This window comes from Kitasatospora sp. NPDC091276 (genome assembly GCF_040684355.1).
GTDB lineage: Bacteria > Actinomycetota > Actinomycetes > Streptomycetales > Streptomycetaceae > Kitasatospora.
The window spans coordinates 89,291-103,647 of record NZ_JBFBFU010000027.1 but is presented as its reverse complement, the minus strand read 5'-3'; the positions used below and the strand labels follow the sequence as shown (position 1 = coordinate 103,647).

The following is a 14,357-nucleotide window of genomic DNA, read 5'->3' as shown; positions in this document are numbered from 1 at the left end:
CCTGCACGTCGCGGATCTGCTACCAGCCTCCCCACCACCTCGCCTTGTAGAGATGCGTCCCGCGCAGCATCCGCGTCCCGTCCGGCCGGTGCAGGGTGATCACCGAGGTGCACCAGGAACACGGCCCGCTGTGGTCGGGGGCCACGGTCAGCAGCCGTCCGGTGCCGGGCTCGTCCCCGACGCTCTTCACGTCCCGGACGGCTGCGGGGTCGCCCAGCCGCACGGCGGTGAAGCGGTCGGCCGCCGGGTCGTACCGCCACAGGCCGGTCAGCGTGCTCACCCAGAACCGTCCGGGCTCGGCCAGCACCGGCGCGAGGTCGTGCCCGCCGTGGTCGGGCAGCGGCGTCGAGCGGACGGCGGTCAGGGTGGGCGCCGCCGGGGTGCCGCCCACCCGCAGCGCGGTCAGCACGTCGTCGCCGAGCACCCAGAGCAGGCCCGTCCGGCCGTCCCAGTGCACGCCGTGCGCGCCCGGGAGCGGGTAGCCTGCGTGGGCGGTGGCGCGCGGCCCCTGCGAGGCCGCGTACAGCCGCACCCACCCGCCGCCGCTCGCCGCGACCGCGACGTTGCCGTCCGGCAGCAGCTCGATGCTGTGCGGATTGACCGCCCCGCCCAGGTCCGCCGCCCAGCGGGTCGCGCCGGTGGTGGTGTCCACGACGGCGGCCAGGCCGCCGGAGGCGGTGGTCAGCAGGTAGCGCCGGCCCTGCCGCACCCGGCTCTTCGCCTCGTCCGGATTCGTCCAGCTCCGCGCGGGCGTCAGGTCCGCGAGCCCGGCCGCCCGGTCGGCGCTCCAGCCCCACACGACCGGCAGCCGCCCCGGGCCCCGGTAGGCCATCAGCTCCTCGGCGCTCTGCAGCACCAGGACGCTACGGGACTCCTGGTCCACCACCACGACCGCCCACCCGGGCGACCTGGCCTGCGCGCCGGTCGCCGGCACGCAGAACAGCAGGACGCACAGAGCACACAGGGCCACCAGCGTTCTCCTCAGCACGCCCCCACCGTGCTTGTTCCCGGGCCGCTTTGCACGGCGGAGCGTCCGAACGGCCGTGGCGAGCACGGTGGCGGATCCGGGGTGGCGAATCCGCCACCGTGCTCGCCACCGTCCGGATCCGCGCGGGTGCCCGCCCTCACGCCCGGACCCGCGCGGCCGCGTTCACTACCTCCCGGAGACGACGTCCGCGACGCGGGCGATCGGCGAGGTGGTGGCCCGTCCGCCCGCCTCCTGGCGGTCCGCCGCGTGGTAGGCCGCGTACATCGCGTGCACCCCGATCCAGCGCAGCGGCTCGGGCTCCCAGCGGCGCACGGTGTGGCCCACCCAGGGCAGCCCGGTCAGCCCGGTGTCCCGCCCGAGGACCAGGTCGCGCAGGGTCCGGCCCGCCAGGTTCGTCGTGGTCACCCCGCTGCCGACGTACCCGCCCGCCCAGCCGAGGCCACTCGCACGGTCCAGCTCCACCGTGGCGCACCAGTCCCGGGGGACGCCGAGCACGCCCGCCCAGGCGTGGTCGATCCGGGCGCTCGCGGCCGCCGGGAAGAAGCGGTTCAGGATCTGCCGGAGCTGGCGCACGGTCTCCACCTGGGTGCCGCCGTCCGCATCCGTCCGCGAGCCGAACCGGTACGGCACGCCCCGGCCGCCCAGCGCGATCCGGTCGTCCGCGGTGCGCTGCGCGTACATGTAGGCGTGCGCGAAGTCGCCCAGCACCTCGCGGCCCTGCCAGCCCGCGTCCGCCCAGAAGGCGGGCGGCAGCGGCTCGGTGGCGATCATCGCCGAGTTCATCGGCAGCCAGGTCCGCCGCTCGCCGCGCAGGCCGGCCGTGAACCCCTCGGTGGCGCGCAGCACGTACTCGGCGGTCACCGTGCCCTGCGGCGTCACCGCGCGCGGCCGGGCGTACGCGGTGCCCGGCAGGATCGCCGTCACCGCCGTCCCCTCGTGCACCGCCACCCCGAGGTCCCGCACCACCCGCGCCAACCCGCGTACCAGCTCGGCCGGTTGGATCCGCGCACCGTACGGCGTCCAGGTGCCGCCGAGGGCGCCCGCGACGGCGATCCGGTCGGCGGCCTCCTTGGCGCCCAGCAGCTCGACGCGGCCCTCGCCGTACGCCCGCTCGGCGGCGGCGAAAGCCTTGAGCCTCTCCAACTGGGCTCTGTTCCTGGCTACTTCGAGCACCCCGCCACGCACGATGTGCGCGTCGATCCGCTCGGCGGCGGCGACGTCCACGACCTCCCCGACCGCCTCGTCCATCGCCCGCTGCATCGCCGCCGCCGCGCCCGGGCCGTACCGCTTCGCGAACGCGCCCCGGCCCGCGAAACCGTTGTACAGCCACCCGCCGTTGCGGCCCGAGGCGCCGTAACCGCAGAACCGGCGCTCCAGCACCGCGATCCGCAGCGACGGCTCCGCCTTCTTCAGGTAGTACGCCGTCCACAGCCCGGTGTACCCGCCGCCGACGACGCACACGTCCACATCCGCGCTCCCGGGCAACGCCGGCCCCGGCTCCGGCAACCCGCTCGCCGCGTACCAGAACGACACCTCGCCGTTGACCGCCACCAGAACCTCCCACACCCGTCGCCGACCTGCCCGGACGCTACGCCGCACCGGTCACGCCGGAACACCCCCACACTGCCAAGATCCCCCCGCCCGGCCAGCCACCCTGTCAGACCGCCAGCAGCTCCAGCACCCGCGTCCAGCTGTACGCCCCCGGCGTGAACTCCGCGATCCGCACACCCATGCTCCGCAGCCTGGCCAAGCTCTCCCCGTACGCCGGATGCGCCGCCTGCGCCGCGCTCAGGCAGGGCTGCACCGCCACCGGGACCCGGGTGTCCGCCCCCGCGGCGCGCAGGGGCGGACACCATCACACAGCGCCGGCCGGATCGCCGTTCATACCCCGCAGGTCGTAGACCGTCAGGACCACGGCTCCGACCTGCCCTCCTCCTGCGCGCGGACGACCGTCGCCGGTGCCGCGTGGTGCCCTGGTGGTCCCGGGCGCGCCGGCCCGACGAGAGGAGACGCTCCGTGAACCCGTCCACCCCGTACAGGATTCGACCACTCCGGCTCAGCGCAGCGGCCGTCGCCGCGGGCGCCCTGCTGTTCGGCGTGGCCGCCGCGCCGGCAGCACAGGCGGCGGGCCCCCGAGCCGACCTCGTCCAACAGCGGCTCGACGCGCTGGTCCGGCAGGACGGTGTGCCCGGCGCGCTGGCCACCGTGCGGGACCGGAACGGGCACACCCGCACCTACACGGCCGGGGTGGGCGATCTGGCCACTGGCGCGGCGGTGCCCGTGGACGGGCAGGTCCGGGCGGGCAGCAACACCAAGTCCTTCACGGCCGTCGTCGTCCTGCAGCTCGTCGCCGAGGGCAAGGTCGATCTGGACGCCTCCCTCGACACCTACCTGCCGGGCCTCGTCCGCGGCACCGGCGCCAGTGGCGAGATCGACGGGCGGAAGATCACCGTCCGCCAGATCCTCCAGCACACCAGCGGCCTGCCCGACTACACCCACTTCCTGCCCGACCAGAGCCTCTCCCAGTACCACGAGCCCCGCGACCTGCTCGACCTCGCGCTCGCACAGAAGCCCGACTTCGAGCCCGGCAAGGGCTGGAAGTACTGCAACACCGGTTACCTGATCGCCGGTCTGATCATCCAGAAGGTCACCGGGCGGCCCGCCGGCGAGGAGATCACCCGGCGGGTCATCGACCGCATCGGCCTGCGCCACACGTACTTCCCCGCCCAGGGCGACATGACGGTGCACGAGCGCCACCCGCACGGCTACTTCACCGAGGAGCCCGGCGGCCAGCCGCTGGACGTCACCGAACAGGACATGTCCTGGGCCTGGACGGCCGGCGCCCTGGTGTCCACGAACAGCGACCTCAACCGCTTCTTCCGTGCCCTGCTCGGCGGCGAGCTGCTGGCCCCGGCCCAGCTCGCCCAGATGCAGGTCACCGTCCCCGCCGAGTACATGGGCCCCGGCGGCCGCTACGGGCTGGGCCTCGCCAGCCGCCCGCTGTCCTGCGGCGGCGTGTACTGGGGCCACGGCGGCACGCTCCCGGGCTACGTGACCCGCGGTGGTGTCACCGAGGACGGTCGCGCCGCCGACATCGCCGTCACCACCCTGCCCTCCGCCGACGTCAAGCAGCGCGTCGCCGACGCCGTCGACGCCGCGCTCTGCCGTTGAGGCGCTGAGGCGCTGAGGCGCTGAGGCGCTGAAACATCCAGGCCCGGAAGCGGCCCCGGGCGACGGCCGTGCCCGCCCCCGCGTCACGGGGCGGGCACGGTCGCTCATCCGCAGTCTCAGCCGATGGTGGAGCCGGTGACGGGCTCGGAGAGTTCGACGGTCCTGCCGTTCAGGCCGGCCTTGACGAACTGCCAGGTGAGGCCGTTGATGACGCCCTGGCCGAGCGGGGCCAGCTGGGCGAACGCGGGCTGGCTGAGGTCGAGGTGGCCGGCGTCACAGGAGGGGCACTTGTCCCGGACGGGGACGGTGACAGTCTTGCCCTGGTAGCTGACCTTGACCGAAATGCCCTGACACAGGGGGTCGTTGTTGGGGTTGGCGCTGGTCCACCAGGTGTGGGAGACCGCGACGAGCATCTGGTTGGAGGCGTTGATCTGGGTGCCGCAGGCGCCGTAGCCGGCGTCGTTGTAGTAGGTGGCCTTGCCGGACATGGGCGTGTTGATCGGTATCGCCGCGCTGGCGGTGCCGGCGGTGAGGGCGATGAGGGCGGCGGCCGCGAGCGGGGCGCCCGCGAGGATCCTGAGGTTCTTGCTGATGGCGCGCATGGTTCCCTCCGGTTCTCTAGCCATGGGCATGACAGGCAGAAGTCGCCGAAGCCGCAAGGGGGTTCAGCGAGATCGCCCGATGCCCGTCCGAGTGAAGAGAACGTATGCGCCCGACGGCGGCATGGTCCAGACCGCCGCCATGTTGACATGAACACAAGGCAGGAATCTTTACCAATACGGCCGAAGGGGCGAAGATACGTGACCGCACCGCGCCGCAGGGTGTTGACAGGCCACCACGCCCACCCCCGGAGGCCCCGCCCCATGCGCACCGCACTCGCCGCCCTGCTCCTCGGCGCCGCCCTGATCCCGGCCGCCGCCGCACCCGCCAACGCCGTGTCCGCCAACGGCGCGCCCGCGCCCCGCGCGGTGAACCAGGGCTACAGCATCCCCGTCGGCGCCGTCACCGACCTCGGCGCGCTGCCGGTGCTCGGCAGCCTCGGGCTGGACTTCGCCCGCCTGCTCGGGCAGTAGGGTCGCGCCCCCTCGAACCCGGCGCCGCCAGACCCGGACCCCTCACACCCGGACCCCTCACACCTGGACGCTGAACAGACCGCCGGACAGCGGGTGTTGGTCGGACCGGGCGGACGTGATGTAGAGCGTCCGCCCGTCCGGCCCGCCGAAGGCGCAACTGGTGACGCGCGGCACCGGCAGCTCGACCGACGCCAGCACCTCGCCCTCGGGCGAGAGGCAGCGCACCGCCCAGCCGTCCCAGAACGCCACCCACAGGTTGCCGTCGGCGTCGAGCGTCATGCCGTCCGGGTAACCCGGCAGGTGGGAGACGTCGAGCGTGCGGATCCGCTCGCCGAGGGGGCCGTGCTCGGGGTAGGGGTAGAGGGCGATGCGGCGCGTGGTGGTGTCGATGTGCCAGAGCCGGTCGGGCTCCGGCCAGGCGAGGCCGTTGGGGATGTCGAGCCCGCCGAGGATCGCCCGGACACCGCCGTCGCGCTCCAGCCGGTACAGCGATCCGGGCTCGCGCGGCTCCCCCCGCCCCATCGAGCCGGCGACCGGTCGGCCGTACGGGTCGGTCTTGCCGTCGTTCATCCGGCGGTCCGGGCGGTCGGCCTCGACGGCGGCGACCAGCGTGGTGCGGCCAGTGGCCGGATCGAACCGTTCGAAGCCGCGCTCGGTGGCGAGCATCAGCCCGCCGTCGCCGTACGGCATCAAGGTGCCGGGGGTGGCGTCGAGTTCGACCGAGCCGATCGCGCCCGAGGCCGGGTCCAGGGTGAGCACCCGCCGGTCGGGGATGCCGATCCAGCGCAGCAGTTGCGCGGACTGGTCCCACAGCGGGCCCTCGCCCAGCTCCAGGTACGGTGTGTCGGCGACCGGTTCGGCACGCACAGCGGGGCCCTCCTCGAACAAGGTGTCAGCGCAGCGGGGCTTCGGGCAGCATCGCGGTCGTTCCTCCGTCCACGGCGAGGCGGGCGGCACTGACGATCGAGGATTCCCCGCCCGCCAGGAAGCCGACCACCCGCGCGACCTCGGCCGCACTGCCGAACCGCCCCAGTGGGGACGACCGTAGCATCGCGGCGCTCGGCTGCGGAGCCGTCCACACGCGCCGGTTGCGCTCCACCGGGACGAAGCCGGGAGCGACCGCCGCCCTGGCCCGCCCGGCGCCCGGGCCGGCCTCGGAGCACTCGCCCAGTCCGTACGCTCCGTCACCGCCGGACGGTCGCGCCACCCGTCACGTGGTCCGCACCGGCACGCGGGCGTGCAGCAGTTCCAGCACGGGCACCGACCTCCCCTTCGCCAAGGCCCGAGGGCGCGCCCTCGGCCCGCTCCGAACTTACTTCCGCTCCGCAAGTTAGTAACCGCCGCGAGCCCGTCACAAGGTCGAACTCCCGCCCGCAACACACCCGCCACCCCCGCGACATCCGCCGCAACACACCGCAACGCGTCGGCAACACCCTTTCCCAGCAGTCAAGTTGACGATTGACAGCGCGCCCCGCCCTTCAGCACGATGAGCGCCGAGCCCACTCGCGGCAAGCCGGAAGGAGGGCCGATGCACACCGCTGTCCGCCGTGTCCCGCAGACCGCCCCGCAGACCGCCCCGCACACCGACCGGCCCGTCGACCCGCCCACCGACCCGCCGGCCGACCCCCGCCGCCGCGACCCCTGCGCCGCCGACGACCGCGCCAACTGACCGCTGCAGCAGGCCTTCGACCAGTACTACGGCGTCCTGGAAGGCCTGACCGGCCTCTTCCCCCCCTGCCCGTCACCGGGGCCGCTACGACGGCGGCTGGGACGAACTGCGCCGCAGCCGCTTCGCCCGCCAACTCGCCGCCGGACACTTCCCCGAGGGCACCCGCAGCTACTTCGGCCGCTTCCTCCACCACCCGAACCTGCCCGACGACTGGAGCCCGGACGTCGAGCGCGAGATCGCGCTCATCGGCGGCCCGCAGAGCCTGGTGCGCTACCCGCGCAGCTGGGGCCTGGCCTCGGCCGGCCGTCGAGGCACGGCGGCCGGCCGCTGCGGTCGCTGGACGGCGCCGAGCAGTACCGCGAGTTGGCCTCAGTGCTCCCGGTGCTCCCGGTGCTCCGGGTGGTCCCGGCGGATCTTCCCCGGAAGGCCCGCCGGGACCACCCCCACCCGGGTTAGGCTCGATCCGCGCGGCGGCCGTCCGCGCACCGACCGAGGGGGAGCGTGTGATCGGGGACCTGCTGCCGGACGCCGTCGTGACCGAGGTGTCCTACGACGACCCGCCGGAGGCCCGGCTGGAACCGGCCGAGGAGGCCGCCGTCGTCCAGGCGGTGGCCAAGCGCCGCCGAGAGTTCACCACCGTCCGCCACTGCGCCCGCACCGCCCTCACCCGCCTCGGCATCCCCTACCGCCCGCTGGTCCCCGGCCTGCGCGGCGCCCCGAGCTGGCCCGACGGCGTCGTCGGCAGCCTCACCCACTGCGAGGGCTTCCGAGCGGCGGCCGTCGCCCACTCCGGCGACCTCGCCTCGGTCGGCATCGACGCCGAGCCCGCCCTGCCGCTCCCGGACGACGTCCTGGACGTCATCGCGCTGCCCGAGGAGGGGAAGCGGATCGTCGAACTGCTCGCCGAACACCCCGGCACCCCGTGGGACCGCATCCTGTTCAGCGCCAAGGAATCCGTGTACAAGGCGTGGTTCCCGCTCACCGAGCAGTTCCTGGACTTCAGCGAGGCCGACCTGGTCCTCTCCCCCGACGGCTCCTTCACCGCCCGGCTGCTGGTCCCCGGCCCGAACGTCAACGGCCGCCGCATCGAGGGCTTCGAGGGCCGCTGGGCCGTCGGTGACGGCCTGCTCGCCACCGCCATCGCGGTCGCCCGGTAGTCCGGCGCACCGACGACCGCACTCGGCATATCCTCGACCCCGTGACCGTGACCTATGTGATAGCTGGCACCCGGATCCACACGCTGGACGACTTCTGGGACGTGGTCGGTGAGACCATCGGCAGCGACGGCTACTTCGGCCGGAACCTCGACGCCTTCGCCGACTGCCTGCGCGGCGGCTACGGCACCCCCGAGGACGGCGACTACCTGATCGAGTGGCGCGACCACGCGGTCTCCCGGCGCAACCTCGGCTACCCCGAGACGGTCCGCCAGCTGGAACTGCGGCTGGCCCACTGCCACCCCGCCAACCGCGAGCACGTCCGCGCCGACCTCGCCGCCGCCAGGGCCGGCAAGGGGCCGACGGTGTTCGACTGGCTGGTCCGGATCATCGAGGAGGAGCACCCGGGAGGCCTCCGACTGGCCTAACGCCGCAACGCGGTCCGCGCACGTCGCCGCAACGCGGCACGCCCGCGCCTCACCGCAGCACGTCCGACAGCCGGACGAAGCGCCGCCCCGCCGCCAGCAGCCCCGGCACCGCCGCCACCACCCCGGGGGCGGTGCCGCCGCCCGGGTGGTTCATGTGGCAGATCACGATCGCCCCGGGCGGGGCCGCCGCGATCTCCTGCCGTACCTCGGCGGCGCTGAGCGTCGCCCCGCCGTCGCCGTTCACGGTGAAGCCCGCGGCGCGTTCCCCCAGGTCGGCGACCACCCGGGCGGCGACGTCGTCGTAGTGCGCGGTGCCGGAGCGGAAGAAGCGCACCGGGCGGCCGAGCAGCCCGGCGAGCTTGTGCGCGTTGCCAGCGACCTCGTCGTACACCTCGCCGACGCCACCGGTGCCGGCGATGCCGTAGGCGGAGCGGCCGGTGACCGAGAGCGGGCGGTGGACGGTGCCGTGGTTGCCGATCTCGAAGAGCGGGTCGGCGGCGAGCTGCTCGAACACGTCCGGGTTGGCGTCGATCCAGCGGGCGTTCAGGAAGAGCGTGGCGGGGACGGAACGTTTCCGCAGGAAGTCGATCAGGTCGGCGTCGTACCCGTTCCCGCCGGGGCCGCCACAGGCGTCGAAGGTGAGCGCCGTCGCGCTCTCGCCGGCGGGCAGCTCGGTGATCACCCCGGCGACCTCCATCCCCCACTGCTTCGGCTCGGTGCCGCCGTACCGGGCGACCAGCTCGGTCCGGGTCGGCTCCGGGCGCCCGGGCGCAGCGGTCGGGTTGGTCGGGGTGGTCGGGGCGGGCGTCGGGGGCTCCGACGGCGTCGCCGCCGATATCGCCGAGGCCTCGGCGGCCTCGGAAACCGAAGCGGAAGCCGCCGGGGCCGCCGCCCCGCCGCCCGCCGAGGGCCCGCACCCCGCCAGCGTGCTCCCGGCCACCGCCGCCAGCAGCGCCCGCCGACTCAGTGCCACACCCGTCTCCTCCGCGATGATCCGATCCGCTCGCTATGAATATGAACGGACTATTCATCACCGCCCGCAACTCGCCGACCCGGCCGACGGCGACCCCCTTCACCGACCCGCCCCCCGCCCGTGGGCCCCGGCTCACCCCTGATTCACCACCACGGGTAAGGAGCCGAACGGACCCCGCCCGATCTGCCCCGGAGGACCCGATGCCCGCCGACCACGACACCCCACGCCCCGCCCGTCGCGACCTCCTCCGCACCGGCCTCACCACCGGAGCCGCCGCCGCCCTCGGCCTGGCCGCGACCACCCCCGCCGCCGCCTCCGCACCCGGCGCACCCGGCACCGAGCGGACCCTCACCCTCACCGGCCACCTCCCCACCGGCTCCCCCGACTTCGTCCACCTCCCCGTCGAAGTCCCCGCCGGTGTCCGCGAGATCGCCGTCAGCTACGGCTACGACAAGCCCCCGGTCCCGGCCGGCACTCCCGGCAACTCCTGCGACATCGGCATCTTCGACGAACGCGGCACCGACCTCGGCGGCCCCGGGTTCCGCGGCTGGTCCGGCGGTTTCCGTACCGAGTTCAGCCTCGCCCGCGACACCGCGACCCCCGGCTACCTCCCCGGCCCGATCAACCCGGGCACCTGGCACCTCGCCCTCGGCCCCTACCAGATCGCGCCGCAGGGGCTGGACTACCACGTCCAGGTCACCCTCCGGTTCGGCGCCCCCGGGCCGGCGTTCACCCCGCACTACCCGTCCGAGCGGGCCCGCGGCCGCGGCCGCGCCTGGTACCGGGGCGACTGCCACCTGCACACCGTGCACTCCGACGGACGGCGCCTCCCGGAGGAGGTGGCCGCCGGAGCCCGCGCGGCCGGCCTCGACTTCATCGTCTCCACCGACCACAACACCAGTTCCTCGCACGCGGTCTGGGGCCCGCTGGCCGGCCCCGACCTGCTGATCATCCCGGGCGAGGAGATCACCACCCGCAACGGCCACTGGCTGGCCCTCGGCCTCGAAGCGGGCCAGTTCGTCGACTGGCGCTACCGCTCCCGCGACGAGGAGCACCCGCGCTTCGTCCGTCAGGTCCACCGCTCCGGCGGCCTGGTGGTGCCCGCGCACCCGTACTGCCCGTACGTCGCCTGCCAGTGGAAGTTCGGCTACGAGCAGGCCGACGGCGTCGAGGTGTGGAACGGGCCCTGGACGTACGACGACGAGTCCGCGGTCGACACCTGGGACGGCCGGCTCGCCGTCGCCCTGCGCGAGGGCCGTTCCTGGCTGCCCGCCCTGGGCAACAGCGACGCGCACAGCGCCCCGCAGGTCATCGGCTCCCCGCACAACGTCGTCCTGGCCGAGGACCTCACCCGGGACGCGATCCTCGACGGGCTGCGCGACGGGCGCAGCTGGCTCGCCGAATCCGCCTCCGTCCAGCTGGAGTTCACCGTCACCGGGCACGGCCGCCGGGCCGGCATCGGCGAGGAGCTGGCCGTCCCGGCGGACGCCCCGCTGGACGTCCGGCTCGCCGTCTCCGGCGTCCCCGGCGGGACGGTCCGCCTCCTCACCGACGAGGGCCAGCTGCACCAGGAGTCACTGCCCGCCGACGGCTCCGGCACGGTGGTCTGGCGCACGACGGCCTCGCTCGCCGCCTACGTCCGGGCCGAGGTCCGCCACCCGAAGCCGGACGGGTCGCCCGGCAAGGGCAACGCGATGGGCCCGGACCTCCCCTGGGGCCCGATGGCGGCCCTCACCAACCCGATCGTGCTGCGCGTCGAGGACCGCTGAGCGCCCCGGTGCAGGAGTGGGGACGACTCGGGGCACCGGCGTGGACTAGGTTGATCCCCGAAAGCACCAGTCGTAGGGACGAGGCGGTCGGCTGTCCGTATCCGGGCCGGCCGGCCCGTCCGCACTCCGACCGCCTCGCCCCGGCTACCCGTCCGTCCCCGGCCCGCGAAGGGATCAGCAGCTGTGAACCGTACGACCGTAGGTGGGCCGGAGCTCGGGGGCGGCCGGGGCGCCGGCGGCGTCCTCGTGCTCGTCGACCCGGCCGGGGCCGGCCAGAGCCCGGTCGCGAGCCGGCTCGCGGAGGAGCTGCACCCGAGCGTCCACCTGCGTGCGCACGACTTCCTGCGGGTCATCCGGCGCGGCCAGCTCCCGCCGCACCTCCCCGAGGCCGAGCGGCAGAACACCACCGCCCTCGCCGCCGCCGCGCAGGCCGCCTTCGCCTACGCGACCGGCGGCTACCAGGTCATCGTCGAGTGCCCGGCCGCCCCGCCCACCCTCGACACCTTCCGCCGCGAGAGCCGCACCACCGGCGCCGCCCTCCACCTCGTCGTCCTCCAGCCCACCCCGGGCGCCGTCCCCGGCCCGCACACCCTGGACACCAGCTCCCTCACCCCCGCCGGCGCCGCCGAGTCCATCCTCGCCGCCCTCACCCGCCGCACCCACCTCCTCGGCTGGTGACCCCGCCGGGTGCCCGAGGCCCCGGCCCCGGGCACCCGGCCCCGCTACAGGACCGGCGCGGCGCCCCGCGTCAGGTCCTCGAAGACGTCCAACAGGTACCCGCTCACCAGGGAGCCGTCCAGGGCCAGCTTCGGGTTGACGACCAGGTTGGTGCCCCGCGTCATCGCCAGCCGGACGAAGCGGTCGAACTGCTCGTCGCTCAGGATCCCGGCCACCGTGAACGCGGGCAGCTCGACGCCGCTGCGCGCCCAGTTCCGCACGTAGGAGTCCAGCTCCAGCGGATCGGTGAGCAGTGTGATCACCCCGTCCACGACCACGGGGTCCCCGGTCTCCGCGTCCACCAGGTACGCCAGTGGCGCGTAGTACCGCCGGCAGTCCGAGTAGGCCTCCCCGATGGCCTGGGTGTACCGCACCGCCTTGGCCCGGACGCACGGGATCGGCTCCTCCCCTTGGCGGAGCAGCCTCGAGTAGGGGGCGAATCCGGAGCCGTCGGGCGTGTAGCACCAAGGGTCCCCCGACCTCCGCGCGGCGGCGAAGTCCGCGTTCATCCGCTCGGCGCCCTCCGCCGCCCTCCGCTCCGAGCGCCGGGCCACCCGACCGCGGTCGGTGACGTAGTTCGCGCCGCCGTCCTCCAACGAGATCCGGACACACCAGCCGCCCCGGGAGAAGTCGTCGTACTCCGACTTCCAGGCGATGCGGGCGACCGGCAGCTGCGCCCTCGCGATCCCGCCGAACATCCACTGGCCGCCCTGGAGGGCGGCGATCCAGCCCGCGTAGTCGAAGTTGCGCAACCGCGGATTCTCCCGGAGGAGTTCGCCGTCGACCCCGCCGAGCACCCGGTCCGTCGGCCGCAGGCACTCCTGGTGCACCAGGCCGATGTCCTCGGGGCGGCCCTCCTCGTCGACCTCGATCAGCGGTGCGCCCGCCTCGGACACGGCGTCGCCGCAGTGCCGGCAGCCGAAGGCGTCCTCGACGCGTTCGGCGAGGTTCGCGCAGTGCTCCGCGTGCGCGCGGGCCGCCGGTGCGTCACTCGGGTCGTCCGTGAACGTGGCGGGGATCATGAGCACCCGCCGGTCCCGGTACTCCTCCGCACGGTTTTCGAGGTGCCTTTCCAGTCCCGCCCAGGTGGCCCACCGTCCGACGACCCTCCACCGCTCCCCCGGCGCCCACTCGACGTGCCCGTCCGCGAAGGTGACGCGCTTCGCCCCGGCCTCGTCGAACCTGCGGAAGTCCGCGATGACGAGTTCGCGCCCCTCGAAGGAGGCCTCCGCGAGCACCACCTCCCGGCCGAACGCCAGCCCGGCCACCGTCTCCCGGTTCAGCAGCCCGCTCGCGCCGGGCCCCGGTGGCTCCGGGTGGTCCCGGACGTACTTGCCCATCCGTGCCCGCAGACCCTCGGCATCGATCGCGAGCCTGTCCCGTGCCAGCGACACCGCCAGCGCGATCAGGCCGCCCCAGAGCAGCCGCGGTCCGATCGCCGACCGGACGCTGAGCATCAGCAGTGCGGCCGACTCCAGCGAACCGCCCTCCCGCACGTCCAGCGAGCTGACCCTGATCCGGGCCAGGATCTCCCGCAGCTCCACCGCCGTGATCGCGCGCCCGGTCGCCGTCTCGTAGTGCGCCCGGACAAGCCCCTCGGTCTTCTCCAGGACGTCCCGCTCGGCCCCGTTGAGCGGAAGCTCCGCGCTGCTCGACCGGCTCAGCCGCGCGGCCTCCGTCAACTTGCGCAGTTCCCTGCGCACCCGGGCGGACGCCTCGGTCGAGGTCGCCAGCAGATAGACGTCCCCGGGCCGGCTGTCCGTCACGTACTGCCGCACGAACTGGCCCAGCACCGACCCGAAGTCCGAGGTCGGCGCGGCCGACACGCTGATCGTGTTCTTGGCCTGGACGAAGTACCGCACCCCGGGCCCGACCAGCACGAGGTCGTCGATCTCGTCCTCCGTCTCGAACCGCAACTCCTCGACCCGGACCGCGCCGTCGAGCCCCAGCAGGCTCAGATCGGCGAGGTCGCACAGCATGTGGCACATGGCGAGCGCCGCCACGCGCTGTTGGAAGTCGATGCCGGAATGCGCCGCGGCACCTCCGCTGTTCCCCAAGGAATCCCCTCTCCTGTTCAGACGTCCCGGTAACGGGCCGGGCGGCCCGCACGACACGCCCTGCGCCCCGGCGCCCCGGCGCCCCGTCGGCCGTCTCCCACAGGAAGTCCGCGCGCCCGGTAGCCGCCCCGGGTAGTGCGGCGGTGTTCTGAGCCCCCCGGGCCACCTCCGCGCCCCTTTCCCGCCCCGGACCGGGGTCCATCACGTACCGTGTTCGGATCACCACCGGTTTGGGTACGTACCTCGGCGCGCCCGACGGGCGCCGAACACCGCGGAGCCGGTCACAGCGCCGCCACACCGTCACACTGCGCGTTCAGCGCCCCCGGTCCGGGGTCGTCACTCCACCGCCGAGACCGGG

General features: G+C 74.3%; 15 protein-coding genes and 1 pseudogene. 8 read left to right on the top strand and 8 right to left on the bottom strand.

All coding sequences use genetic code 11. The features are described 5' to 3' along the window. Positions 1 to 19 precede the first annotated feature (19 nt). The 3 genes from AB0O19_RS29050 to AB0O19_RS29040 form a co-directional block, all read right to left on the bottom strand. Positions 20 to 970, bottom strand: coding sequence for a DUF6528 family protein (locus AB0O19_RS29050; protein WP_363623706.1), 951 nt, complete (start codon positions 968 to 970; stop codon positions 20 to 22). A gap of 183 nt (positions 971 to 1,153) precedes the next feature. Then, positions 1,154 to 2,542 (bottom strand): FAD-binding oxidoreductase, encoded by a 1,389-nt coding sequence (locus tag AB0O19_RS29045; protein ID WP_363623727.1) that lies wholly within the window; start codon positions 2,540 to 2,542, stop codon positions 1,154 to 1,156. A gap of 103 nt (positions 2,543 to 2,645) precedes the next feature. Further along, positions 2,646 to 2,798, bottom strand: a complete 153-nt coding sequence (locus tag AB0O19_RS29040) for a hypothetical protein (protein ID WP_363623704.1) — start codon at positions 2,796 to 2,798, stop codon at positions 2,646 to 2,648. 206 nt (positions 2,799 to 3,004) lie between these two features. Between AB0O19_RS29040 and AB0O19_RS29035 the strand changes: the two genes are divergently transcribed. Then, positions 3,005 to 4,159, top strand: a complete 1,155-nt coding sequence (locus tag AB0O19_RS29035) for a serine hydrolase domain-containing protein (protein ID WP_363623702.1) — start codon at positions 3,005 to 3,007, stop codon at positions 4,157 to 4,159. A gap of 116 nt (positions 4,160 to 4,275) precedes the next feature. Here the strand turns inward: AB0O19_RS29035 and AB0O19_RS29030 are convergent, their stop codons facing one another. Then, positions 4,276 to 4,761, bottom strand: a complete 486-nt coding sequence (locus AB0O19_RS29030; RefSeq protein WP_363623700.1) for a cysteine/serine endopeptidase inhibitor — start codon at positions 4,759 to 4,761, stop codon at positions 4,276 to 4,278. A gap of 261 nt (positions 4,762 to 5,022) precedes the next feature. Between AB0O19_RS29030 and AB0O19_RS29025 the strand changes: the two genes are divergently transcribed. Beyond that, on the top strand, positions 5,023 to 5,232 hold the full coding sequence (locus AB0O19_RS29025) for a hypothetical protein (RefSeq protein ID WP_363581784.1): 210 nt from the start codon (positions 5,023 to 5,025) through the stop codon (positions 5,230 to 5,232). 57 nt (positions 5,233 to 5,289) lie between these two features. Here AB0O19_RS29025 and AB0O19_RS29020 read toward each other — a convergent pair whose 3' ends face one another. Then, complete coding sequence (locus AB0O19_RS29020) at positions 5,290 to 6,099, bottom strand: SMP-30/gluconolactonase/LRE family protein (protein ID WP_363623698.1); 810 nt, start codon at positions 6,097 to 6,099, stop codon at positions 5,290 to 5,292. Between the two features lie 25 nt (positions 6,100 to 6,124). Further along, positions 6,125 to 6,439, bottom strand: coding sequence for an SDR family oxidoreductase (locus AB0O19_RS29015; RefSeq protein WP_363623696.1), 315 nt, complete (start codon positions 6,437 to 6,439; stop codon positions 6,125 to 6,127). Between the two features lie 321 nt (positions 6,440 to 6,760). Between AB0O19_RS29015 and AB0O19_RS29010 the strand changes: the two genes are divergently transcribed. The 4 genes and pseudogenes from AB0O19_RS29010 to AB0O19_RS28995 all read left to right on the top strand — a co-directional run bounded on the left by AB0O19_RS29010 (position 6,761) and on the right by AB0O19_RS28995 (position 8,483). Further along, complete coding sequence (locus tag AB0O19_RS29010) at positions 6,761 to 6,901, top strand: hypothetical protein (RefSeq protein WP_363623729.1); 141 nt, start codon at positions 6,761 to 6,763, stop codon at positions 6,899 to 6,901. Continuing rightward, positions 6,878 to 7,199: pseudogene (locus tag AB0O19_RS29005) on the top strand (hypothetical protein); the annotation flags it as partial. The gene AB0O19_RS29010 and the pseudogene AB0O19_RS29005, both read left to right, overlap by 24 nt. A gap of 205 nt (positions 7,200 to 7,404) precedes the next feature. After that, positions 7,405 to 8,058 (top strand): 4'-phosphopantetheinyl transferase superfamily protein, encoded by a 654-nt coding sequence (locus AB0O19_RS29000; RefSeq protein WP_363581774.1) that lies wholly within the window; start codon positions 7,405 to 7,407, stop codon positions 8,056 to 8,058. Positions 8,059 to 8,099: 41 nt separating this feature from the next. Continuing rightward, positions 8,100 to 8,483 (top strand): barstar family protein, encoded by a 384-nt coding sequence (locus AB0O19_RS28995; RefSeq protein WP_063346419.1) that lies wholly within the window; start codon positions 8,100 to 8,102, stop codon positions 8,481 to 8,483. A 49-nt stretch (positions 8,484 to 8,532) separates the two neighbouring features. Here the strand turns inward: AB0O19_RS28995 and AB0O19_RS28990 are convergent, their stop codons facing one another. Beyond that, a complete protein-coding gene (locus AB0O19_RS28990) occupies positions 8,533 to 9,456 on the bottom strand; it encodes a polysaccharide deacetylase family protein (RefSeq protein WP_363623694.1) in 924 nt (307 codons plus the stop codon). Positions 9,457 to 9,656: 200 nt separating this feature from the next. On the opposite strand from AB0O19_RS28990, the gene AB0O19_RS28985 reads away from it, so the two are divergent. Then, on the top strand, positions 9,657 to 11,225 hold the full coding sequence (locus AB0O19_RS28985; RefSeq protein ID WP_363623692.1) for a CehA/McbA family metallohydrolase: 1,569 nt from the start codon (positions 9,657 to 9,659) through the stop codon (positions 11,223 to 11,225). A 183-nt stretch (positions 11,226 to 11,408) separates the two neighbouring features. Continuing rightward, positions 11,409 to 11,903: a hypothetical protein gene (locus AB0O19_RS28980; protein ID WP_350883659.1), complete on the top strand. Its 495-nt coding sequence runs from the start codon at positions 11,409 to 11,411 to the stop codon at positions 11,901 to 11,903. Positions 11,904 to 11,947: 44 nt separating this feature from the next. Here AB0O19_RS28980 and AB0O19_RS28975 read toward each other — a convergent pair whose 3' ends face one another. Beyond that, positions 11,948 to 13,999, bottom strand: a complete 2,052-nt coding sequence (locus tag AB0O19_RS28975; protein ID WP_363623690.1) for a hypothetical protein — start codon at positions 13,997 to 13,999, stop codon at positions 11,948 to 11,950. Positions 14,000 to 14,357 lie beyond the last annotated feature (358 nt).

Bases quoted from the DNA above. Each gene is read 5' to 3' on its own strand.
- AB0O19_RS29010 (WP_363623729.1), top strand. From the start codon at position 6,761: ATGCACACCGCTGTCCGCCGTGTCCCGCAGACCGCCCCGCAGACCGCC.
- AB0O19_RS29025 (WP_363581784.1), top strand. From the start codon at position 5,023: ATGCGCACCGCACTCGCCGCCCTGCTCCTCGGCGCCGCCCTGATCCCG.
- AB0O19_RS29030 (WP_363623700.1), bottom strand. From the start codon at position 4,761: ATGCGCGCCATCAGCAAGAACCTCAGGATCCTCGCGGGCGCCCCGCTC.
- AB0O19_RS28985 (WP_363623692.1), top strand. From the start codon at position 9,657: ATGCCCGCCGACCACGACACCCCACGCCCCGCCCGTCGCGACCTCCTC.